Annotated in this window: 18 protein-coding genes; 9 read left to right on the forward strand and 9 right to left on the reverse strand. The window is 73.8% G+C overall.

Annotation, left to right across the window (positions count from 1 at the left end; translation table 11 throughout):
- Nucleotides 1-162: 162 nt before the first annotated feature.
- From ACZ3IG_RS15905 to ACZ3IG_RS15915, 3 genes are read left to right on the forward strand one after another with little or no spacing between them, the layout of a single operon-like run.
- Nucleotides 163-1,257 carry a glycosyltransferase family 9 protein gene (locus ACZ3IG_RS15905; RefSeq protein WP_467432390.1) on the forward strand — a complete coding sequence of 365 codons (1,095 nt, stop codon included), beginning with the start codon at nucleotides 163-165 and terminating at the stop codon, nucleotides 1,255-1,257.
- Nucleotides 1,254-2,174 (forward strand): glycosyltransferase family 2 protein, encoded by a 921-nt coding sequence (locus ACZ3IG_RS15910; protein ID WP_467432392.1) that lies wholly within the window; start codon nucleotides 1,254-1,256, stop codon nucleotides 2,172-2,174. The genes ACZ3IG_RS15905 and ACZ3IG_RS15910 overlap by 4 nt, the downstream gene beginning before the upstream one ends.
- On the forward strand, nucleotides 2,171-3,067 hold the full coding sequence (locus ACZ3IG_RS15915) for a glycosyltransferase family 2 protein (RefSeq protein WP_467432394.1): 897 nt from the start codon (nucleotides 2,171-2,173) through the stop codon (nucleotides 3,065-3,067). The genes ACZ3IG_RS15910 and ACZ3IG_RS15915 overlap by 4 nt, the downstream gene beginning before the upstream one ends.
- Before the next feature lie 140 nt (nucleotides 3,068-3,207).
- Here the strand turns inward: ACZ3IG_RS15915 and ACZ3IG_RS15920 are convergent, their stop codons facing one another.
- Nucleotides 3,208-4,122 carry a polysaccharide pyruvyl transferase family protein gene (locus tag ACZ3IG_RS15920; protein ID WP_467432395.1) on the reverse strand — a complete coding sequence of 305 codons (915 nt, stop codon included), beginning with the start codon at nucleotides 4,120-4,122 and terminating at the stop codon, nucleotides 3,208-3,210.
- Nucleotides 4,123-4,290: 168 nt separating this feature from the next.
- Between ACZ3IG_RS15920 and ACZ3IG_RS15925 the strand changes: the two genes are divergently transcribed.
- Complete coding sequence (locus tag ACZ3IG_RS15925; protein ID WP_467432397.1) at nucleotides 4,291-5,961, forward strand: AMP-binding protein; 1,671 nt, start codon at nucleotides 4,291-4,293, stop codon at nucleotides 5,959-5,961.
- Between the two features lie 25 nt (nucleotides 5,962-5,986).
- On the opposite strand, the gene ACZ3IG_RS15930 is transcribed toward ACZ3IG_RS15925, so the two are convergent.
- Both ACZ3IG_RS15930 and ACZ3IG_RS15935 read right to left on the reverse strand, forming a co-directional pair.
- Entirely contained in the window at nucleotides 5,987-10,312 is a 4,326-nt protein-coding gene (locus tag ACZ3IG_RS15930; protein ID WP_467432399.1) for a caspase family protein, read from the reverse strand.
- Nucleotides 10,309-11,193 carry an antibiotic ABC transporter ATP-binding protein gene (locus ACZ3IG_RS15935; RefSeq protein WP_467432400.1) on the reverse strand — a complete coding sequence of 295 codons (885 nt, stop codon included), beginning with the start codon at nucleotides 11,191-11,193 and terminating at the stop codon, nucleotides 10,309-10,311. Before ACZ3IG_RS15935 ends, ACZ3IG_RS15930 begins: the two co-directional genes overlap by 4 nt.
- A gap of 123 nt (nucleotides 11,194-11,316) precedes the next feature.
- On the opposite strand from ACZ3IG_RS15935, the gene ACZ3IG_RS15940 reads away from it, so the two are divergent.
- Nucleotides 11,317-12,495: a helix-turn-helix domain-containing protein gene (locus ACZ3IG_RS15940; protein WP_467432402.1), complete on the forward strand. Its 1,179-nt coding sequence runs from the start codon at nucleotides 11,317-11,319 to the stop codon at nucleotides 12,493-12,495.
- Nucleotides 12,496-12,600: 105 nt separating this feature from the next.
- A complete protein-coding gene (locus ACZ3IG_RS15945; protein ID WP_467432403.1) occupies nucleotides 12,601-12,813 on the forward strand; it encodes a hypothetical protein in 213 nt (70 codons plus the stop codon).
- 24 nt (nucleotides 12,814-12,837) lie between these two features.
- On the opposite strand, the gene ACZ3IG_RS15950 is transcribed toward ACZ3IG_RS15945, so the two are convergent.
- Nucleotides 12,838-13,149, reverse strand: coding sequence for an SCO0607 family lipoprotein (locus tag ACZ3IG_RS15950; protein ID WP_467432478.1), 312 nt, complete (start codon nucleotides 13,147-13,149; stop codon nucleotides 12,838-12,840).
- Nucleotides 13,150-13,257: 108 nt separating this feature from the next.
- Entirely contained in the window at nucleotides 13,258-13,875 is a 618-nt protein-coding gene (locus ACZ3IG_RS15955; RefSeq protein ID WP_467432404.1) for a hypothetical protein, read from the reverse strand.
- 173 nt (nucleotides 13,876-14,048) lie between these two features.
- Between ACZ3IG_RS15955 and gcl the strand changes: the two genes are divergently transcribed.
- Nucleotides 14,049-15,833 (forward strand): glyoxylate carboligase, encoded by a 1,785-nt coding sequence (gcl, locus tag ACZ3IG_RS15960; protein ID WP_467432405.1) that lies wholly within the window; start codon nucleotides 14,049-14,051, stop codon nucleotides 15,831-15,833.
- Between the two features lie 61 nt (nucleotides 15,834-15,894).
- Here the strand turns inward: gcl and ACZ3IG_RS15965 are convergent, their stop codons facing one another.
- The 4 genes from ACZ3IG_RS15965 to ACZ3IG_RS15980 all read right to left on the reverse strand — a co-directional run bounded on the left by ACZ3IG_RS15965 (nucleotide 15,895) and on the right by ACZ3IG_RS15980 (nucleotide 19,474).
- Entirely contained in the window at nucleotides 15,895-16,563 is a 669-nt protein-coding gene (locus ACZ3IG_RS15965) for a TIGR04222 domain-containing membrane protein (protein WP_467432407.1), read from the reverse strand.
- A 419-nt stretch (nucleotides 16,564-16,982) separates the two neighbouring features.
- On the reverse strand, nucleotides 16,983-17,867 hold the full coding sequence (locus tag ACZ3IG_RS15970) for a 2-hydroxy-3-oxopropionate reductase (RefSeq protein WP_467432409.1): 885 nt from the start codon (nucleotides 17,865-17,867) through the stop codon (nucleotides 16,983-16,985).
- Between the two features lie 60 nt (nucleotides 17,868-17,927).
- Nucleotides 17,928-18,758, reverse strand: coding sequence for a TIM barrel protein (locus tag ACZ3IG_RS15975; RefSeq protein WP_467432410.1), 831 nt, complete (start codon nucleotides 18,756-18,758; stop codon nucleotides 17,928-17,930).
- Between the two features lie 158 nt (nucleotides 18,759-18,916).
- A complete protein-coding gene (locus ACZ3IG_RS15980) occupies nucleotides 18,917-19,474 on the reverse strand; it encodes a hypothetical protein (protein WP_467432412.1) in 558 nt (185 codons plus the stop codon).
- 276 nt (nucleotides 19,475-19,750) lie between these two features.
- On the opposite strand from ACZ3IG_RS15980, the gene ACZ3IG_RS15985 reads away from it, so the two are divergent.
- Both ACZ3IG_RS15985 and ACZ3IG_RS15990 read left to right on the forward strand, forming a co-directional pair.
- A complete protein-coding gene (locus ACZ3IG_RS15985) occupies nucleotides 19,751-20,002 on the forward strand; it encodes a YkoF family thiamine-binding protein (RefSeq protein ID WP_437083584.1) in 252 nt (83 codons plus the stop codon).
- Nucleotides 19,999-20,367: a helix-turn-helix domain-containing protein gene (locus ACZ3IG_RS15990; protein WP_467432414.1), complete on the forward strand. Its 369-nt coding sequence runs from the start codon at nucleotides 19,999-20,001 to the stop codon at nucleotides 20,365-20,367. The genes ACZ3IG_RS15985 and ACZ3IG_RS15990 overlap by 4 nt, the downstream gene beginning before the upstream one ends.
- Nucleotides 20,368-20,391: the final 24 nt, after the last annotated feature.

Below are 20,391 nucleotides of genomic sequence, written 5' to 3' on the forward strand. Positions count from 1 at the left end.
TCCTGGGCTGGGCGTTCTGTCGTGCCGGCGACGGTTCCTTCCCGGACCGGGCGCCCTGTCCCGCCGGCGACGGTCCTTTTCCCGACCGGCCGCCCCGTCCCGCCGGCGACGGTCCCTTTCCCGACCCGGCGCCCCGCCCCGCCGGCGCGGGTCCGGGTACTCGTGCGGGGCGGGCACGGCCCCGTCGCGCGTGGTGCCGCGGTCTCCTCGCCCGGCGCCCGGCCCGGCACCTGGGACCGGTCCGGCCCGGGGGGTGGGCCGACGGCGGCCGGGGCGCCCGGCGGCCCGCCCGGCCCGCCCGGCCCGCCGGGCGACGGCCACGCACCCCGCCTCCTGGTCCTGCGCGCCCTCGGTCTCGGTGATCTCCTCGCCGGTGTCCCCGCGCTGCGCGCCCTGCGGCGGGCGTACCCCGGCCATGAACTGGTGCTGGCCGGCCCCGCCGAGCTGGCGCCCGTCGTGACCGCGACCGGCGCCGTCGACCGTCTGCTCCCCGCCGCCGCACCCGGCCGCGCCGTGCCCCGTGCCCTCGACTGGACCGGCCCGCCCCCCGACCTCGCCGTCGACCTGCACGGCAACGGCCCGGCCAGTCGCCGCCCGCTGGTCGCCCTGCGCCCCCGCAGGCTGCTCGCGTTCGCCGCGGCCGACGGGCCGCCCTGGTACGCCGAGGAACACGAACGCGACCGCTGGTGCCGCCTGCTGACGGCGTACGGCATCGACGCCGACCCCACCGACCTGCTGCTGCCCCGCCCGCCGGTGCCGTCCCCGGCGCCCGGCGCGGTCGTCCTGCACCCCGGCGCCGGCGCCCCCTCCCGGTGCTGGCCGGCCGAGCGGTACGCGACCGTCGCCGGGACACTGCGCGCCCGCGGCCTGCGGGTCGTGGTGACCGGCGGCCCGGACGAGAACGACCTCGTGGCCCGGCTGGCCAAGGACGCCGGCCTGCCCGACACCGACGTCTTCGGCGGCGGCCTGCCCTACGACCGCCTCTCCGCCCTCGTCGCCGACGCCCACGCCGTGATCAGCGGAGACACCGGCGTCGCCCACCTCGCCGTCGCCCACGCCGCCCCCTCCGTCACCCTCTTCGGCCCCGTCCCGCCCAGCCGCTGGGGCCCGCCCCCGCACCCCCGCCACCAGGTCCTGTACCACCCCGGCCCGGACGACGACGGCGACCCGCACGGCGACACCCCCGACCCCGCGCTGCTGCGCGTCTCCGCCGACGACGTACTGCACGCAGTCGACGCCCTGAGCGAGGCACCATGAACCACGCCCCCACCACCACCCCCGAACGCACCCGCACCGACCGGACGCCGCACGCCCCCGTCGGCGTCGTCATCGCCACCCGCAACCGTTCGGCACGCCTGGCCTCCACCCTGCGCCACCTCCTCGACCTCCCCGAACGCCCCGAGATCCTCGTCGTGGACAACGCCTCCACCGACGACACCCGCACCATGCTGACCCGCGACTTCCCGCGGGTGAGAGTGCTGTCCATGCCCGTCAACCGCGGCGCCCTCGCCCGCACCCACGGCGTCCGCGCCCTGGACACCCCCTACGTGGCGTTCAGCGACGACGACTCCTGGTGGGCCCCCGGCGCGCTCGCCACCGCCGCCCGGCTCTTCGACGAACACCCCCGGCTCGGCCTGCTCTCCGCCCGCACCCTCGTCGGCCCCGCCGAGTACGCCGACCCGCTCAACGGCGTCCTCGCCCAGTCCCCCCTCGGCCCGGCCGCCGACCTCCCCGGCACCCAGGTCCTCGGCTTCCTCGCCTGCGCCTGCGTGGTCCGCCGCGAGTCCTACCTCGACGCGGGCGGCTACCACCCCCTCCTCTTCTTCGGCGCCGAGGAGACCCTCCTCGCCTACGACCTCGCCGCCCGCGGCTGGGGCGTCACCCACTGCCCCGAGGTGACCGCCCACCACCACCCCGACCCCGGCCCGCGCACCGGCCGCCCGACCGTCGTCCGCCGCAACGAACTCCTCACCGCCTGGCTGCGCCGCCCCCTGCCGTACGCCCTCGCCCGCACCCGCGCGCTCGCCCTCGAAGCCCGCCACGACCCGCACGCCCGGCGCGCCCTGCGCGAGACCCTGGTACGGCTGCCCGCCGCGCTCCGCGACCGCAGAACCCTGCCCCCGCACGTGGAACGGGCCGCCCACCGCCTGGACGGAACGGACCCGGCGTCATGACCGACCCCCGCACCACCGTCGTCGTCATCACCCACAACCGCCGCCCCGAACTCCTGCGCACCCTCGACCACTTGGCCGCCCTGCCGGAGAACCCCCCGGTCATCGTCACCGACAACGCCTCCACCGACGGCACCGCCACCGCCGTCGCCCGCCACCACCCGGAGGTACGGCTGCTGCGGCCCGGCCGCAACCTCGGCGCCGTCGGCCGCAACCTCGCCGTCCGCGACGTCCGCACGCCCTACGTCGCCTTCTGCGACGACGACTCCTGGTGGGCGCCCGGCTCGCTCGCCGGGGCGGCCGACCTCCTCGACCGGCACCCCGCGCTCGGCACGGTCACCGCCCGGATCGTCGTCGAACCGGACGGCACGGAGGACCCCATCGTCAAGGAGTTGCGGGACTCGCCCGTCCCCGGCCCGTCCTGGCTGCCAGGCCCCGCCCTCGGCTCGTTCCTGGCCGCCGCGACCGTGCTGCGCACCGACGCGTTCCGCGCGGCGGGCGGCTTCCACCCCCGGCTCTGGCTGGGCGGCGAGGAGGAACTGCTCGCCGCCGACCTCGCCGCGGACGGCTGGTGGCTGACGTACGCCGACCACCTGACCATCCATCACCACCCCTCGCGGGTGCGGGACGCGACGCTCCGGCGTACGCACGGCATCCGCAACACCCTGTGGTTCACCTGGCTGCGCCGCCCCGCCGGGTACGCCCTGCGCCGCACCTGGCACCTGGCCCGCACGGTCCCCCGTGACACCGCCTCGCTGCGCGCCTTCGCCGAGGCGACCGCCGCCCTGCCCTGGGTCCTGCGGGAACGCCGGGTGCTGCCGCCGGACGTCGAGGCCCGGCTGCGCACCCTGGAACCGGCCCAGCGGGACTCGACGGCCCGCAGCTACACGGGCTGACGCCGGCGCACGAGGACCGGGGCCGGGCCAGCCCTCGGTCCACCGGCACAGCACCTGGGATGCCGGTCACCATGAGGGTGACGGAGCCGGCGAGCAGCAGCAGGACCGGCAGTGCGCCGAGTGCCCCCGCCGGCCGCTGCCTAACGGATCCCGAGGGCCTCGGCCAGCCCGTCGGCGGCGTCCGCCACGCCGTCGGCCCGGAACGCCGCACCGGTCCGCCGGGCCGCCTCCCGCCCGTCGTCACCCAGGCACCAGGCCCACCACCGCTCCAGCTCCCTGGTCCCCGGCTCGCCCGTTCTTCCCGGCGTTCCGGGCCCCAGCTTCGCGGCCGCGACCAGCGCCGGCCAACCGCAGGCGCGGGCCTGCGCGGTCACCTTCGCGCCGCCCGCGACCGGGTCCACGGCGAGTGCCGGCACTCCCGCGCGCAGGGCCAGTACCAGCCCGTGCAGCCGGTCGGTGACGACCAGGTCCAGCCGGGCGAGGACCGTCTCCAGCTGGGCCGGGGTCGCGCACAGCCGCCAGTCACGGGTGTCCAGCCGGGTCTCCAGTTCCAGCCGCGCGCAGTCCTTGCCGCCGAGCCACCCCGTCACCGCCTCGGCGACCTCGGCGTGCCGCCGCCGGCCGCCGTACTCGCGCTGCCCGTGCGTGAGGATCACACCGACGACCGGCGGGGCGGTCGGCGCGGGAGCGCGGGCGGCGAGGTCCGTGGTCGGCTCGGCGGTGGGCGCGTCGCGGGCCAGGACGTGGTGGAAGCCGGTGACGGCCGCGGAGTCCGGGTCCACGATCGAGACGCCGACGGCGATCCGCACACAGTGCGCGAACCGCCGGTGCATCTCCTCGACCTGCCGCCCGTGCGCGGGCCCGCACACGAACACCAGGTGCGTGTACGCGGCCGGATCGATGTCCTCGAAGTGCGTGCCGTCCGCCCGGAACCCGGGACTCCACACGACGTCGTACGCCTGTCCCGCGTCCCGCAGTACCGTCTCCACCCGTTCCAGCGCCAGCACGTCCCCGGCGGTCGCCTCCCCGTGCAGGAAGCTGAACCACCCGGTCACCAGGATTCTGCGTGGCTTGTGCACAGTGTCCCCGGGTGCCCGGCCGGCTGCGAGCCATGCGCCCGTCGTCGCGATGTTCACCCCCGTTCGGGGCTGGTGCGACCAGGGCGGATGACCCGAAGATGGCAGCGAGCCGCCCGGAGATGGTCCGGCACCGAGGAGGACACGATGACGACGGCGACGCAGAGCTTCCGCGAGGCCCGCGACTTCCTGCTGGAGCACCGCGAGGACTACGCCACCGCCTACGCGGGCTTCGCGTGGCCCCGCCCCGAGCACTTCAACTGGGCGCTGGACTGGTTCGACGTCATCGCGGACGGCAACGACCGTACGGCGCTGCACATCGTGGAGGAGGACGGGACCCGGACTCGGCGGTCGTTCGCCGAGATGTCCGCCCGGTCCGACCGGGCCGCGAACTGGATGCGGGAGCGGGGCGTCGCGCCGGGCGACCGCATCCTGGTCATGCTGGGCAACCAGGTGGAACTGTGGGAGACGGCCCTGGCCGCGATGAAACTCCGCGCCGTCGTCATCCCGGCCACCCCGCTGCTCGGCCCCGCCGACCTGCGCGACCGGGTGGAGCGCGGCCGGGTGGCCCATGTGATCGTCCGCACCGAGGACACCGCCAAGTTCGCCGACGTACCCGGCGGTTACACACGCATCGCGGTCGGCGGCGCACCGGACGGCTGGCAGCCGTACGAAGACGTGGACACAGCCCCGGACGGGTTCGCGCCCGACGGCCCGACCCGCGCCGACGACCCCCTGATGCTCTACTTCACCTCGGGCACGACCGCCCGCCCGAAACTCGTCGAGCACACCCACGTCTCCTACCCCGTCGGGCACCTGGCGACGATGTACTGGATCGGCCTGACCCCCGGGGACGTGCACCTGAACATCTCCTCACCCGGCTGGGCCAAGCACGCCTGGTCCAACCTGTTCGCCCCGTGGAACGCCGAGGCGACCGTCTTCCTCCACAACTACACCCGCTTCGACGCGCCCCGCCTGATGGCCGAGATGGACCGCGCCGGTGTCACCACCTTCTGCGCCCCGCCCACCGTCTGGCGCATGCTGGTCCAGGCCGACCTGACCCGCCTGGCCACCCCGCCCCGGGAGGCCGTGGCGGCCGGTGAACCCCTCAACCCCGAGGTGATCGAACAGGTCCGCCGCGCCTGGGGCGTGACCGTCCGCGACGGCTTCGGCCAGACCGAGACGGCCGTACAGGTCTCCAACAGCCCGGGCCAGGTGCTCAAGACCGGCGCGATGGGCCGCCCCAGCCCCGGCTACCGCGTCGAACTCCTCGACCCGGTCACCGGCGAACCCGGTGCCGCCGAGGGCGAGATCGCCCTCGACCTCTCCACCCGCCCCGTCGGCCTGATGACCGGCTACCACGGCGACCCCGACCGTACGGCCGAGGCGATGGCGGACGGCTACTACCGCACCGGCGACATCGGCTCCCGCGACGCCGACGGATACCTCACGTACGTGGGCAGGTCCGACGACGTCTTCAAGGCCAGCGATTACAAGATCAGCCCCTTCGAGCTGGAGAGCGCGCTGCTGGAACACGAGGCGGTCGCGGAGGCCGCCGTCGTCCCCGCCCCCGACGAACTCCGCCTCGCCGTACCGAAGGCGTACGTCGTCCTGGCGGCCGGCTGGCAGCCCGGCCCGGACACCGCGAAGGTCCTCTTCGACCACTCCCGCCGGACCCTGGCCCCGTACAAACGCCTGCGCCGCCTGGAGTTCGGAGACCTCCCCAAGACCGTCTCCGGCAAGATCCGACGCATCGAACTCCGCGAGGCCACGGCCGAGGGCTCGGACGCGGAGTACCGGGAGGAGGACTTCCGGTAGCCGCGAACTCCCCCCGACGCGACGGTCACCACCGGAAGAAGCGCGCCGGCCCGCGCCTGCGGCGCGGTGCCGCCGTCCGGGTCTGTCCTGGACCTGGGTGAGGATCCGGACGCGCCTCGGCCGTGAGAGTGAGGTGCACGACCTCGTCGGCCATGCCGAGAACGACGGACGAGCCGTGAGCGGCGATGGCCCGCGCCTGGAGCGGCAGTCTGATCGAGGTGGTGAGCCGCCGGGTCTCCAGGTCCCAGACCTGGAGGAGGCCCCCGGCGGCTGTGAGGGTTCCCGCGTGGTAGGTGCTGGCGTCGGAGAGCAGGAGGAGGTGAGGGCGCCCGTCGATGTGGGTGCACGCGACCGCGGACGGCTGGTTGTGCGGGAAGGGCAGGTCCCATGCCCACGTGCGGGAGCCGTCGGTCAAGCTGCACACGTGAACGGCGGACCATTCGGCGACGAACGCGTAGGGATGGCCGTCGATCAGAGCGCAGGCCAGGACGTGCGAACGCAACACCGGGGTTTCTGTCTCCAGCGGACGGAACGTGCCGTCGGCCGGGTACCACACCTGGAGCCGGTTGTGAACCAAGGCCACGACGTACGCGGTGTCCGGCGTCTCCAGGCAGGCGAACGCGATGAGTCCTCGAGGGGGCTCCTCAGCCGCGGCGGCAGGCAGGAGAGTGGCGATCAGGTCCCCGTCACGAAGGTCCCACACACGCAGGGCACCGGTGTCCGGGGAGGAGGAGACGGCGGCAGCGTATACGCGGCCCTCATGGGCGAAACACGCGACACCGTAGGGGGAGCCGACGACATCCCTGGGGACCACGAGACGGGAAGGTCCCTGAAGATCCCATACGGCGAGGCCTTCGTTGGCGGTCGCACAGACGCCCTGGGGCCGTCCGTCGAGGACGGTGACATCGACGTGTTCCGGCATGGGGAAGAAGCCGATGTCGATGGCCGGCTCCCACGCGGGCTCACGCGTTGCGGCGGTCAAATCCCAGACGCGCAGGTGTGCGTCCCGGCCGGCGGCCACGGCGTGCGGACGGCCGTCGTGGACGAAGCAGGCGACGCTCTTGACCTCGTGGGACGTGACGGTGGGCGGCGTGCGTGCGGAGAGGTCCGTCAGATCCCACAGGCGGATGCCGTCGGAGCCCCCGGTGACGGCATGCGGCACTCCGTCGACGGGGACGGAGACAACGGACGACACACGGTCCGGATGGCCGACGAGGGTGGTGAGCAGCCGGCCCTCGTCGAGGTCCCACAGGTCGACCGCCTTGCCGCAGGCGACCGAGGCCACGAAGCGGCCGTCGACGTGGTCGCAGACGAGGGGCGCCATCGTGTCGCCCTTCATCCCGTCGACCGGCGCGCGGGCCGCCGTGACCGTGGCCAGGTCCCAGACCTGGAGTTCGACAGAGTCCAGGAACACGGCGTGGGGGCGTCCGCGGTGCTCCGCGCACGCGACGTGCAGGACACCACTCAGGCGGGCGCTGCTCAGGTGTGCGTACGCGCGGCGGCGTTGTTGTCCGCGGGTCGTCAGGTCCCAGATCCGCGGGGGTGCCGACAGGCTGGAGACGATCAGGTGGGGGCGGCCCTCGTACCGGAACACGTCCGCGGAGACGATGCCCTTCCAGCGCGGTCCGAAGTCGTCCCCGCGGGAGCCGTCCGTCAGGTCCCACAGCGCGATCCCGCGCGCGGACAGGGTCACGGCGTGGGGCCGCCCGTGCAGCGTCGTGCAGCGCAGGGCCAGCAGGCGGCCGGGGTGCCGGACGAGCACCTGGCGCTGCGCCACGAGGTCCCACACCCGCAGGGCGTCGTCGCGACGGTAGGTGACGGCGTGCGGGGTGCCCCGCATCTCGAAACACACCGTCATGTGACCGAGGGAGGGCCCGGTGTCCTCGTCCTCGTCCTCGTATCTGTCCTCGTCCGAGGGGCGAGCCTGCCGCCGGTAGGGGACGGACGCCCGCAGCGTGCCGTTGCCGAGGTCCCAGATCTCCAGGCGGTCGCCGCCCGCCGAGCCGTCCGCGACGACGTGCGCCCTGCCGTCGATGACCGTGTGGTCCAGGGAGTGCACGTACATGTCCCCGAGCCTGCGGTGCATCGCCGGGTGTACCAGGTCGCCGGTGGCCCACCGCGGCACCCAGGGGAGTCCGCGGGTGAGCCTGCGGCCGAGGGCGCTGTCGCCGAACCGGGCGGCGTCGATGGCCAGGATGTCCCGGCGTTCGTCGTTCGTCAGCGTGGCGTGCGTGGCGTAGGAGGTCCGGTAGAGGGCGGCCGTCCGGCCCGGGAAGTCCGCCGGAGCCCCTTCGAGGGCGGAGACCAGCGAGGCGGGCGAGGCGTGCACGAGGAACTCGGCGTCCCCCAGCAACTCCTCCAGCAGCCCGCCCGCCGCCGCGTGTGCCGCCAGGTGGTCGCGGAGGTAGGCGGGGCAGGCGGCCCAGTCCGGCGCCTTCGCCTCCGGATCGTGCGGCACCTGGTCCCGGAGCGTCTCGGTGATGGCCGCGTGCGCCGTACGGTCATCGGGCCCCCGTTCCCGCAGATACTCGGCCAGCGCTTCGTGGAACAGCCGGAACACGGAGTCCCCGGCCGGGGTGACCGTCTCCACGACGTAGGAACCGGCGTGTTCCTGCAACCAGCGCAACTCGCCCTCCGCGCACGGCACACCGGAGAGCGCCTCGGCGAGCGGAGCCCACAGGGTGGACCACGGCAGGCCCGCCCCTTGCGCGTAGGCCAGGGGACGCAACAGCCGTTCCACGGTGTCGCGGTCGTCGCCGTAGCGGAGCAGGTACGCCTCGAACGCCTCGCCCGCGCTGCCCGGCAGGGTCCGCTCCCAGCCGGGTGAGGCGGTGTCGACCGGCTCCGGCAGGCGGATCAGGGCCCGCGCGGTCATCCGGGCGACCAGGAAGGACTTGTCCGCCCGCGCGGCGATCCCGCGCGCCACGACGGCCGCCGCCCGGGGTTGGTCGCGGTAAGGGGAGAGCGAGTCGGGATCGTGACGGTCCAGCAGCACCTTGCGCGCGTACGCGACGATCTCGTCGCGGCTGGTCCGCCGGTCCAGGTCGATGATCCTGCTCACCCCGCCCAGCGGGCCCAGCAGGGTGCGTCGGGTCCCCACCACCAGCCGCACGGCGGGCAGCGACGCCAACGGCAGCAGGAGACGCCGGGCGATGCGGTTCCCCTCCCGTCCGTCGCCGGCGGCGCCCGCCTCGTCCAGGGCGTCGACGAGGACGGCGACCGGCGGGGAGCCCGCCTGCCCGGCCAGTTCCCCGACCAGTTCCTCCACGTCCAGGCCCGGGCGCCCCACCGCACGGGACAGTTCGTCGACGAGGTGTTCCAGCGTCGAGTGCCGCGCGTGCAGCGGCACGAGGGGATGCTCGTCCCGCCGTCGCAGCAGTCGTCCCAGTACCGCGGACTTGCCCGAACCGGGATCCCCGGTCACGACGAGGATCCTGCCGTCGTGGAGGGGCGCGGTCAGCCAGTCCGCCATTTCCTCCAGCACCGCCTCCCGGCCGGTGAAGTAGTCGCCCTCGTCGTCCAGCCCGCCGACACCGCGTGCGCGGGTCTCGAAGTGGGCGCGGCTCTGCCGGCGCAGGCGGCTGATCGTCTCCAGGTCCAGCCGCCGCCCCGTGAAACCGGCGAGGTGCGCCGTGTTGCGGAAGAAGGGGGCGTGGCCGTCGCTGTCAGCCGTGTAGTGGCGAGCGCGCTGGGCCAGCCCGCGGTCGGCGAAGTACGCGTTGATCCGCTGTGTCACCTCGTGCACGCCCACGAACTCCTGAAGGGCCCCCGACTGGGGCCGCTCCAGTACCTGGGACAGGGCGTCCACGAAGGCGTTCTCCCGCGCCTGCTGCTTGTTGCGCGCGGCGGCGACGGCCCAGTGGCCCGCCGAGTCGCGCTGGGAGCCGGCGAGGCGGGTGGCGAGGACGGCGAGGTCGCCGGTGCCCGTGCCCGCGTAGCAGGTGTCCAGGATGAACAGGTGGTAGCCGGCCGTGCTCCCGAGCAGCGCTCTGCCCAGGTCCTCACTGGCCAGGGCGGTCGCGTGGAGCAGCGTCAGCCGGGTCTCGGAACACAGCAGGTAGTGCCGGCCGTGGTGGTTGACCGCGTGCCCCGCGAAGTACACGACGACCGCGTCCTCGGGGCTCAGCCGGGTGGTCGCCGCCCACCTCTCCAGTTCCTCGGCGACCGTCTGGCGGTCCGGGTTCCTCGCCAGCCGGGGGAGCACGGCCTCGTAGCCCATCGGGACCAGCAGCTCCCGCATCCGCCGCACGTCACCGCGTACGCCCGGCAGGTCCTCGATCTCGGCGTCGCGGTACTTGCCCACGCCGATCGTGATGAGGTACTTGCGGCCGCCCGGCGTCCGCGCCGTCATGCCAGTCCCCGGGCGACGGCCGCTCCCGTCGTCGGGGCGGTGAGGTAACGGGACAGGTCGTGCATCCGCACGCCGTTGTCGATGGACGCGTCGGCGATCCGCTCACCGAAGCGGGCGGACAGCCGGTCGGGCAGGGCGACGATGTCGCCCCGGTCGGCGATGTTCGTCCAGTGCCGGACGGAATCGGGCCACGCCGCCCTGCCGTCGGCCGGCGGCGGGGAGAGACGGTCGAAGACGATGCCGCGCAGCCCGAGCGGCGATCCCACGGTCACCAGGTCCACCGGTCGCCGTGCGGCGTACCGGCACAGCGCCTCGTAGGCGACCACCGAGCCGAGGGAGTGCGCCACCACCACCTGGGTGTCGTCGCTCAACTCCGCCGCGACCCTGGCCCGCACGGCCTCGCGCAGCTCGGGTTCGGTCAGATAGCGGCGGACCTGCTTGAGGGCGAAGACAAGCAGGCGGTCGGAGACCTTGCCGAAGAACGCGGAACCGGCCAGCGCGTCCAGCGCCGAGCGCACCCAGCCGTGGTGCAGGGCGTGCGAAGCCCCGAACGCCAGCGGTCCGCGCGTCGCCGTGTCCCCGGCGTCGGGGCCGGGCACACCGGGATCGAGCCGGGCCGCCTCCCGCCACCAGGCGCCGAGCAGTTCGGTCTCCACGCCTTCCTCGACGTCGGTCTCGTCCCACGGAGGAAGGCCGACGGAGCGGGTGCCCGGCGGGAAGTAGCAGTCACCGTAGAACGCGCACGCCACGTCGGCCGCGGGCACGGGAACCGCCCCGGCCAGCCGCATGCCGTCCCGCAGCGCCGGTACGGCATCGCGGTGCAACTGGTCGGGCCCCCGGAACTCCTGCCCGACACCATGCACCACAAGGACCCGTGCCATGCCATTCCCCTCCACAGTCCACCGCGCCTCACCGTACGACGACGACAGGGCTGTTCGCAGCCCCGGCAGATGGACAGCAGCATGGCCGCCCCGGGGCGCGCGGCGGGGCCGTACCCTCGGAGTATGAGCGCCCACCTCGGTGAACGGCTCCGGGAGATCCGCACGCGTCGGGGGCTGACCCAACGACAGCTGGCGGATCTCTCGGGTGTCTCCCTGTCCCTCGTCCGGAAGCTGGAGCAGGGTGAGCGCACCGACACCCGGCTGGAGACCGCGCGGGCCCTCGCCCACGCGCTCAAGGTGCCCACCACCCGCCTCGTCGCCGCGCACGCGGAGGAACCGGCCGACGAGGCCACCGTGCGGAGCTGGGCGCCCGTGCACGCCGCCCTCGCCGCTCCGTCCGACACCGGACCGCTCGACGAGGCACCGACCTACGAGGGCGTACGGGACGCGCTGCGATCAGCGGTGCCCCTGTTCGCGCACGACCGCTTCACCGAACTCGGTACGGTGCTTCCGGCACTGCTGCGCGACACCGAGGCGTTGACCACCACCGACCCGCGAGGCAGGCCGCTGCGCGCCCGCCTGCTGGAGCTGACCGGCTGGCTGATGACCCAGACCCGGCAGTTCGACGCCGCCGAACTGGCCCTGGACCGGGCCCAGGACGACGCCACCGACCGCGTTCAGCGCGCCGCGACGGCCAGTGTCCAGTGCTGGCTGCTGCTGCGCAGGGGACGGCTCGCGCGGGCCCGGGAGCTGGCGGTCCGGTGGTCCGACGAGGTCGAGCCCCGCATGTCGCGGGCCACGCCGGCCGAGTTGAGCGCCTGGGGGTGGCTCCTGCTGCGCCTGTCGGCCGCGGCGATCCGGGACAACCGCCCCGGTGAGGCGGACGACGCCCTGCGCCTGGCCCACTCGGCCGCGGTGGCCCTGGGCCGGGAGCACACGCCCGAGGGCGACTTCCTCCGCACGTTCGGGCCCGTCACCGTGGCGCTGAAGCGCGCGGAGAACGCGATGGTCTCCGGCCGCCCGGACACGGTGCTCACCCTCGCCTCCCGCATCCCCGTGGACACCCTGAAACCGACGTCCAACAACAGGAACCGCCACCTGCTCGACGTCGCGAGCGCCCAGACGCAGCTACGGCAGTACGCGGAGGCGGTGGACACCTTCCAGAAGATCCGCGCCGGCTCCCCGCAGTGGCTCCCGAACCAGCGCTACGCCCGGGACATCCTCGACCGCGTCGTGACCCGGCGCCGGACGCTGACGCCCGAGATACGGGAGCTGGCCGACCTGGTGAACCTGCCCGTGTGACCCTCTGTGGCACTTCGGCCCCACACCCGGGAAAAGTGCCATCGACGCAGGTCAACGCTGCTCGTAGCGTCTGTCGAAAGCAGGACGACACAAGGAGCGGGCGTCATGGCGAGCAGCGCGCGGGCCGCACTGGCCGAGGCCATCGAACTGTACGGTGTCAACGGGCGGTTGCTCGTCTTCCACGACCCCGGCGACCCGTTCGGCATCGCCGCCGAAGGCGCCGATCCGCCGCCGTACGGAGGGGACCCCCGGGGCCGTTCCAGGCTGCGGGAGAAGGTCGCGCGGGCCAACGCGCGCAGCCGGGGCGAGATCCTGTAGCCGCCGGACGGCGCGCGACCCGGGTCAGTCCGTGTCGGGGGCGTCGATCACCGTGCCGTTCTCGTCGAGCGTGTGGGTGCGCCAGTACACGTCCCACTTGTCGTCGACCTTCTGCGGCACCTTGCCCTCCGGGTAGCGCGCGTACCCCTTCGGCGGTTCCTCCCCCTCCGGTACACAGGCGGAGCCGGTGCTGCCCACGGAGAGCACGGGGTACTCGCCGCCGCCGCAGATGGCGTCCTGGAAGCCGGAGCAACCGGTGAGTGCCACGACCGCGGTGCCGCTCGCGAGGGCGGCGAGCAGCAGGGGGAACCGTCCGGTTCGTGACGGGGCGGTCATGAGGGGCAGGCGCATCGGATTCTCCAGTCGTTCGGTCTGGCCCCCACTCTCGCCGCAGCGCGTCCCCGTGCCCTGAGTACGCGTACTCAACCCGGCCCGCGCGGGCACTCAGGGCGGGCCGTCGGCCGTCGCGGCCAGGGCCGCCGCCGGGGCGTTGGCCGGGCGGGGACCGGTGCCGGGGCCGAGGACGAACAGCGGGACGTGCAGCAGGTCGGCGCGGGCCCGGACGTCGGCGGGGTACGCGGCCAGCGAGAAGTGCAGGACGCGGCGGGCGGAGCGGGTCATGGCCGTCAGCCACAGGCATTCCACGTCCCGCGTGGTGGCGGCGGAGCCGGTCGGGTCGATCTGGACGAGGACGCCGCGCCCGGTGAGCCCGATGCCGGGCGTGAGCCCGCGCCGGGCGCGGTGCAGGTCGTGGTGGCCGAGCGCGCCCAGGTACCGCACGACCGCCGTGACCGTGTCGAAGGGGTCGCGCACCGGCAGGCTCAGCACCGTGCCGCACGGACAGCCCAGTTCCGGCCGGGGCCACTGTCCCTCGTCGCCGCAGGCGGCGCAGCGCACCCCGATCCACTCCTCCTCCCAGGCCCGGTGGCGGACCTCCGCCACGGTTCCGTCCGGGTCCAGCGAGGGGGCGACCGGCACTCCGCAGGCGCACGGGTACGCCGGTGCCGTGTAGCGGTGCGCGCGCCGGCAGGACGGACAGCGCACCGTGAGGCTCTCGGTCATGCCCCTCATCGTCCTCCCTTGACGTCCCTCGGCCACCCACTTACCTTACTTTCGTCATGTAGAAGACGACTTCCGACATACGGAAAGACCGGTATACGGAAGGACTGGAACTGCTCAGCGTGGGCGCGACGGGCGTGGTTCCGAACCAGGTTCCGACCAGCAGGAGTACTCGAATGGCTCGTATGACCGCTGCCCGCGCGGCAGTCGAGATCCTCAAGCGCGAGGGCGTCACCGACGCGTTCGGCGTGCCGGGCGCGGCGATCAACCCCTTCTACGCGGCGCTCAAGGCGTCCGGCGGCATCACCCACACCCTCGCCCGGCACGTCGAGGGCGCCTCGCACATGGCCGAGGGGTACACGCGCACCCGTCCCGGCAACATCGGGGTGTGCGTCGGTACGTCGGGCCCGGCCGGCACCGACATGATCACCGGGCTGTACTCGGCGACCGGCGACTCGATCCCGATCCTGTGCGTCACCGGCCAGGCGCCGACCGCCGTGATCCACAAGGAGGACTTCCAGGCCGTCGACATCGCCTCCATCGCCGCGCCGGTCACCAAGATGGCGGTGACCGTGCTGGAGGCCGCGCAGGTCCCCGGCGTCTTCCAGAAGGCGTTCCACCTGATGCGCTCCGGGCGTCCCGGCCCGGTCCTGATCGACCTGCCGGTCGACGTGCAGCTGACGGAGATCGAGTTCGACCCGGAGACGTACGAACCGCTGCCCGTCTACAAGCCGGCCGCCTCCCGCGCCCAGATCGAGAAGGCGCTCGACCTGCTCGGCGCCGCCGAGCGCCCGCTGATCGTCGCCGGCGGCGGCGTCATCAACGCCGACGCGGCCGGTCTGCTGGTGGAGTTCGCCGAGCTGACCGGCGTGCCCGTCGTGCCGACCCTCATGGGCTGGGGCGTGCTCCCCGACGACCACGAACTGAACGCCGGCATGGTCGGCCTCCAGACCTCCCACCGCTACGGCAACGCCACCTTCCTGGAGGCCGACTTCGTCCTCGGCATCGGCAACCGCTGGGCCAACCGCCACACCGGCCGGCTCGACGTCTACACCGCCGGACGGACGTTCGTGCACGTCGACGTCGAACCGACGCAGATCGGCAGGATCTTCGCCCCGGACTACGGCATCGCCTCCGACGCCAGGGCCGCCCTCACCCTCTTCACGGAGGCGGCGAGGGAACGGAAGGCGGCCGGCACCCTGCCCGACCGCTCCGCCTGGGCCGCGTCCGCGCAGCGGCGCAGGGCCACCCTCCAGCGCCGTACGCACTTCGACGACATCCCGATCAAGCCGCAGCGGGTCTACGAGGAGATGAACAAGGCGTTCGGACCCGAGACCCGGTACGTCTCCACCATCGGCCTCTCCCAGATCGCCGGCGCCCAGCTGCTCCACGTCCACCGGCCCCGGCACTGGATCAACTGCGGCCAGGCCGGGCCACTGGGCTGGACCGTCCCGGCCGCCCTCGGCGTCGCCAAGGCCGACCCCGAGGCTCAGGTCGTCGCGCTCTCCGGGGACTACGACTTCCAGTTCATGATGGAGGAGCTGGCGGTCGGCGCGCAGCACAGGATCCCGTACGTGCACGTGCTGGTGAACAACTCCTACCTGGGGCTGATCCGGCAGGCACAGCGGGCCTTCGACATCGACTTCCAGGTCAAGCTGGAGTTCGAGAACATCAACTCGCCCGAACTCGGCGGCTACGGCGTGGACCACGTCAAGGTCGCCGAGGGCCTGGGCTGCAAGGCGATCCGGGTGACCGACCCCCGCGAGCTGGGCGCGGCCTTCGAGCGGGCCAAGAAGCTCGCCGCGGAGCATCGGGTGCCGGTCGTCGTGGAGGCGATCCTGGAGCGGGTCACCAACATCTCCATGTCGGGGACGAACGACATCTCCGACGTCACGGAGTTCGAGGAACTGGCCACCGAGCCCGGCCACGCCCCGACCGCCGTCAGGACGCTGGGGCTCTGAGCCCGCGCGGACACGACGAGGGCGGTCCGTTCCCCCGGGACGGGCCGCCCTCTCGCCGTGTTCAGTCGCCTCCGCCGCCGCAACCGAAGCCCCCGCCGTGGTGACCGCCGCCGTGATCGGCACCAGGTCCGGACCCGTCGTCGTCATCGTCGGCCCGCAACCGCAGGAACCGGTCCGTCCGGCCGAACGGGAAGCGGCCCGCGTCCGCGTGGGCGCCCCGCCCGGTCAGCCGGGTGCGCTCGGTGAACCGCGGCAGCAGCGCCCTGAGCGCCGGATCGCCGTACAGGGCGACAGCCAGGGCCATGTCGTCGTGCGTATACCCTTCGGGACCCGCGGGCGGCGGGAAGGCCGCGCGCAGCTTCCGCAGCCGCCTGCGGCCGGCGCGGGTCGGACGGCCGGTCAGCGGGCCCAGCAGCCCGGCCGCCACGAGATCCCCGCGCGCCCGGGCCACCGCCGTGCGCACCACCGAGCGCGCCAGCAGCTCCTCCAGGCCGGCCGGGCGGTAGAGACCGCCGCGCACCGCGCGCTCCAGGTCGTTGCGGTGCGGCGAGTGCCGCGCCGCCTCCGGGACCAGCGCCCGGCGCAGGGCCCCCGGCCGTCCGGCGGTCACGACACCGCGCAGATGCAGCGCCACCACGGCGACCGTGACGGCGGCGCGTGCCCCGCCGCGCATCAGCGCGACGTGGTACGGCTCCAGCCGGATGCCCCTGGTGTTGTCGGCCCTTCTCATGCGATCACCCCCGTGTGCGGGGGATGTGCCCGCTCACGGGGGTGGTCCAAGCGTGCCGGTGCCGGTTTCAGAGGAGGACTTGAGGATGCCGTACCGCGCGTACGGCCGAGGGTGTACGCGCGGGTCGACGGGGATGACCGGGCCGCGGCGGGCGCGACCGGCTCGGGCGCTCCTCCCCTCACGTCGTAGGAGGGGACGCCGGGCCGTTCGCCACCGCACTGGCCCGCGCTCGCCGCGGTCCCGGTCCGCGCGTACGGCTCCGGCCTCCCCGCCGGTGCCGTACGCGGGCTGATGAGCCGGTGCGCGACGGCGTACTCGTGTCGCGTCACCGGTGGTGCCGGGCGGCGCCGCACGCCTGGGCGCGACGGGACATCTGTCGACGCGCGGCGCCGCCCGGGTCCTCGGGGTGACCGGAAGGGTCAGAGCTGGGCGCCGGAGAGGCGTTCCACGGCTCGCAGCAGGGCGGAGTGGTCCAGGCCGCCGTCGCCCTGGGCGCGCAGGGACGCGACGAGCTGCGCGACCACGGCGCCGACCGGCAGCGCCGCGCCGACGGCGCGGGCGGCGTCGGTGACGATGCCCATGTCCTTGTGGTGCAGGTCGATCCGGAAGCCCGGCCGGAAGTCCCGGTTCAGGAAGTTGTCCTTCTTCCGGGTCAGCACGGTCGAGCCGGCCAGCCCGCCGTCGAGGACGTCCAGCGCCGCCGCCAGGTCGACGCCGGACTTCTCCAGGAAGACCACGGCCTCGGCGCACGCCTGGATGTTGACGGCGACGATCAGCTGGTTGGCGGCCTTCACCGTCTGGCCCGCGCCGTGCGGACCGCACCGCACGATCGTCCTGCCCAGCGCCTCGAAGAGCGGCCTGGCCTCGTCGAAGTCGGCCTGCTCGCCGCCGACCATGATGGACAGCACGGCCTCGATCGCCCCCGCCTCACCGCCGGAGACGGGCGCGTCCAGCACCCGGATGCCCTTGTGGCGCGCGGCGTGGGCCAGGTCGATGGAGGTCTGCGGGGTGATCGAGGACATGTCGATCAGCAGGGCGCCGGAGCGGGCGTTCTCCAGGATGCCGTCGGGGCCGTAGGCGATGGCCTCGACCTGCGGTGACGCGGGCACCATCGTGATGATCACGTCGGCGTCGCGCACGGCCTCGGCGACCGAGCCCGCCGCGGTGCCGCCGGCGGCGGCCAGCCGGTCCAGCTTCTCCCGTTCCAGGGTGTGACCGGTGACCCGGTAACCCGCCTTGATCAGGTTCTCCGACATGGGGGAGCCCATGATGCCCAGGCCGATCCAAGCGATGTTCGTGCTCATGAGGGTGCCTTTCCGTGCGGGTGTGGCTCGGTGCGGGTGTCTCCCGGGGCGTGAGGACGGTCAGCGGGCCTCGCGGGGCAGCCAGTCGAAGGACTCGGCGCTCGGCCGGTCGCCGGGCTTGTACTCCAGGCCGACCCGGCCGTCGTAACCGGCCTTGCGGAGCCGGTCGAGCAGTTCCTCCAGCGGCAGCGAACCGGTGCCGGGGGCGCCGCGCCCGGGGCTGTCGGCGATCTGGACGTGACCGGTCCTCGCCGCGAACCGCTCGATCACCTCGGGCAGGTCCTCGCCGTTCATGGCCAGGTGGTAAAGGTCCATGAGGAACTTGGCGTTGCCCAGTCCGGTCGCCTCGTTGACCCGGTCGACGACCGCCACCGCGGCCGGTGCGGACACCAGCGGGTACCGCGGTGACTCGGGCCCGTTCAGGGCCTCGACCAGCAGGACGGCGCCGATGCGGTCGGCCGCGCGGGCCGCGAGGGTCAGGTTCTCCAGCGCCAGCGCGTCCTGCTCGGCCGGGTCCACGCCCTCGACGCGGTTGCCGTAGAGCGCGTTGAGCGCCGTACAGCCCAGCGACTCGGCGAAACCGGCGGCCACCTCGACGTTGGCGCGGAACCGGTCCGACTCCTCGCCCGGCACCGACAGGACGCCGCGGTCCGGGCCGGGGAGCCGTCCCGCGTAGAAGTTCAGGCCGGTGAGCCGGACGCCCGCGTCCTCGACCGCCCGCTTCAGGCCGTCGAGCGCGGCCCGCTCGGGCACGGGCGCGTCGGTCCACGGCCACCACAGCTCGACCGCCCCGAAGCCGGCCGCGGCGGCCGCCGCCGGGCGCTCCAGGAGCGGGAGTTCGGTGAAGAGGATCGACAGGTTGACGGTGAAGCGCTGGTCCCCGAATCCCATCCGGATACCGCACCTCCTTCCAGGTTTCCGTATTGCGGAACAAGCTTTCTGCTTGTTGGAAGATTGCCGTCGAGGGACGAGGCTTGTCAAGGGTCATCGAAAAGCGCCCCGCCTCGGTGGCTGGGGCGCTGGGTCTCTTCGGAGGGATAGGGGGCGGCTCAGTCCTGGCAGTCGGCCGCGGAGCCGTCGGCCCAGGCGGTGACGGACACGCGGTAACCGGCTCCCGTGCTGAACTCGGGGCCGGGCTCGCTTCCTTCCGCGTCCAGGATCTCCCGCGTCAGGAAGTAGACGTCCAGCATCACGGTGCCGTCCTCTCCGTCACGGGTGAAGCACAGGTCCGCGTTCTCCGGCGACCGCCGGGTGGCCGGGGGCGGCGTCCAGCCCTCGCGCCGCGCCGCGGCCCGGTAGTGCCGGGTCACGTCGGCCTTGTCGCCGGGGAAGACGTAGGTGCGCTCGGCGTACAGCCGCGCATCGCCGCTGTCCTCCCAGCAGCCGGCGTCCAGGCCCTCGAAGCCCTGGGGCTCGACCGTCCCCCGGGGCCGGGAGTCCAGGACGCCGTAGGACTTCAGCTCGCCGACCCGGCTCCCGGTGCCCTCGCAGCCCGAGGTGGAGGCGGCCTCCGCCAGGGTCTGGCACCCGGTGAGTGCTCCCGTCGCGCACAGGGCGGCCGTCAGCAGGAGGGCGGCGCGCGGGATCGTTGCCTTGCGAGGTGACAAGCCGACTCCTGTGGGTGGCCTGGCGGGGCGGCCAGTCGCATCGCCCGACACCTGTCGTGCGCGGACGCTGACACTACCGAACTTACGTTTCCTGATGCCGGGTTGAAGCGCCGGACCGGGACCTCGGCGCGCACGGGTCCGCGCGCCGCGCGGCATGCCCGGGCGTCCGGGCCGGTCGCGGCGGGGAAGTCCGTTAAGGTCATGCCGGAACGGCTGTGCCCGCTCGGCCGAAGAGCTGGGAGAACCGCAGATCAGTACCGGCGCCAAGGGGACGCAGTGCGATTGAGAGTGGAGTTCACGACCGAGCCCTTCGACCTCGACGAGGCCCCCGCCCACGCGGTGGTCGCCCGCGAGGTCATCGAGGCCGCCGACCTGGACGCGGTCGACGTCGGACCGTTCGGCAACACCGCCGAGGGCGGCGCCGACGCGGTGCTCACCGCCCTGGGCGACGTGCTCCGCCGGACCCTCGGCGCGGGCGCCACCCGGATATCGCTCCAGGTCAACGTCGTGGAAGAGGGCGAGCGGTGACCGGGAGCACGGACGAGCCGTTCATCGCGGCCGTCAAGCCCCTGGTCGACGCCATCGGCGGCGAACTGGTCCCGCCGGACGAGGCCGGCCGGGACGACGTGGTGCTCTCCTGGCAGGGGGCCGACGTCGTCGCCGTACGCCTGCCCCAGCTCGCCGACTCCCTGGACCACATCCTGGCCGCGATGGAACGCCGGCGCGGCGTGCCGCTGGCCGAACTGGACCGCAGGGCCAAGCAGGAGGTCGTACGGAGTCTGGAGGCGCGCGGGGCCTTCTCGGTACGGCACGGAGTGGAGACGGTGGCGAGCGCGCTCGGCGTCAGCCGCTTCACCGTCTACAACTACCTGAACCGCGAAAAGGGCTCCTGACCAGCGACGACGCCCCCGCAACGG

It is taken from the genome of Streptomyces sp. NPDC016677 (assembly GCF_055562815.1).

Excerpts from the sequence above, each read along its gene's own strand:
- ACZ3IG_RS15940 (WP_467432402.1), top strand. The coding sequence starts at position 11,317 with ATGAGCGCCCACCTCGGTGAACGGCTCCGGGAGATCCGCACGCGTCGG.
- ACZ3IG_RS15945 (WP_467432403.1), top strand. The coding sequence starts at position 12,601 with ATGGCGAGCAGCGCGCGGGCCGCACTGGCCGAGGCCATCGAACTGTAC.
- ACZ3IG_RS15955 (WP_467432404.1), bottom strand. The coding sequence starts at position 13,875 with ATGACCGAGAGCCTCACGGTGCGCTGTCCGTCCTGCCGGCGCGCGCAC.
- gcl (WP_467432405.1), top strand. The coding sequence starts at position 14,049 with ATGGCTCGTATGACCGCTGCCCGCGCGGCAGTCGAGATCCTCAAGCGC.
- ACZ3IG_RS15935 (WP_467432400.1), bottom strand. The coding sequence starts at position 11,193 with ATGGCACGGGTCCTTGTGGTGCATGGTGTCGGGCAGGAGTTCCGGGGG.
- ACZ3IG_RS15930 (WP_467432399.1), bottom strand. The coding sequence starts at position 10,312 with ATGACGGCGCGGACGCCGGGCGGCCGCAAGTACCTCATCACGATCGGC.
- ACZ3IG_RS15910 (WP_467432392.1), top strand. The coding sequence starts at position 1,254 with ATGAACCACGCCCCCACCACCACCCCCGAACGCACCCGCACCGACCGG.
- ACZ3IG_RS15965 (WP_467432407.1), bottom strand. The coding sequence starts at position 16,563 with ATGAGAAGGGCCGACAACACCAGGGGCATCCGGCTGGAGCCGTACCAC.
- ACZ3IG_RS15975 (WP_467432410.1), bottom strand. The coding sequence starts at position 18,758 with ATGGGATTCGGGGACCAGCGCTTCACCGTCAACCTGTCGATCCTCTTC.
- ACZ3IG_RS15970 (WP_467432409.1), bottom strand. The coding sequence starts at position 17,867 with ATGAGCACGAACATCGCTTGGATCGGCCTGGGCATCATGGGCTCCCCC.
- ACZ3IG_RS15950 (WP_467432478.1), bottom strand. The coding sequence starts at position 13,149 with ATGACCGCCCCGTCACGAACCGGACGGTTCCCCCTGCTGCTCGCCGCC.
- ACZ3IG_RS15915 (WP_467432394.1), top strand. The coding sequence starts at position 2,171 with ATGACCGACCCCCGCACCACCGTCGTCGTCATCACCCACAACCGCCGC.
- ACZ3IG_RS15925 (WP_467432397.1), top strand. The coding sequence starts at position 4,291 with ATGACGACGGCGACGCAGAGCTTCCGCGAGGCCCGCGACTTCCTGCTG.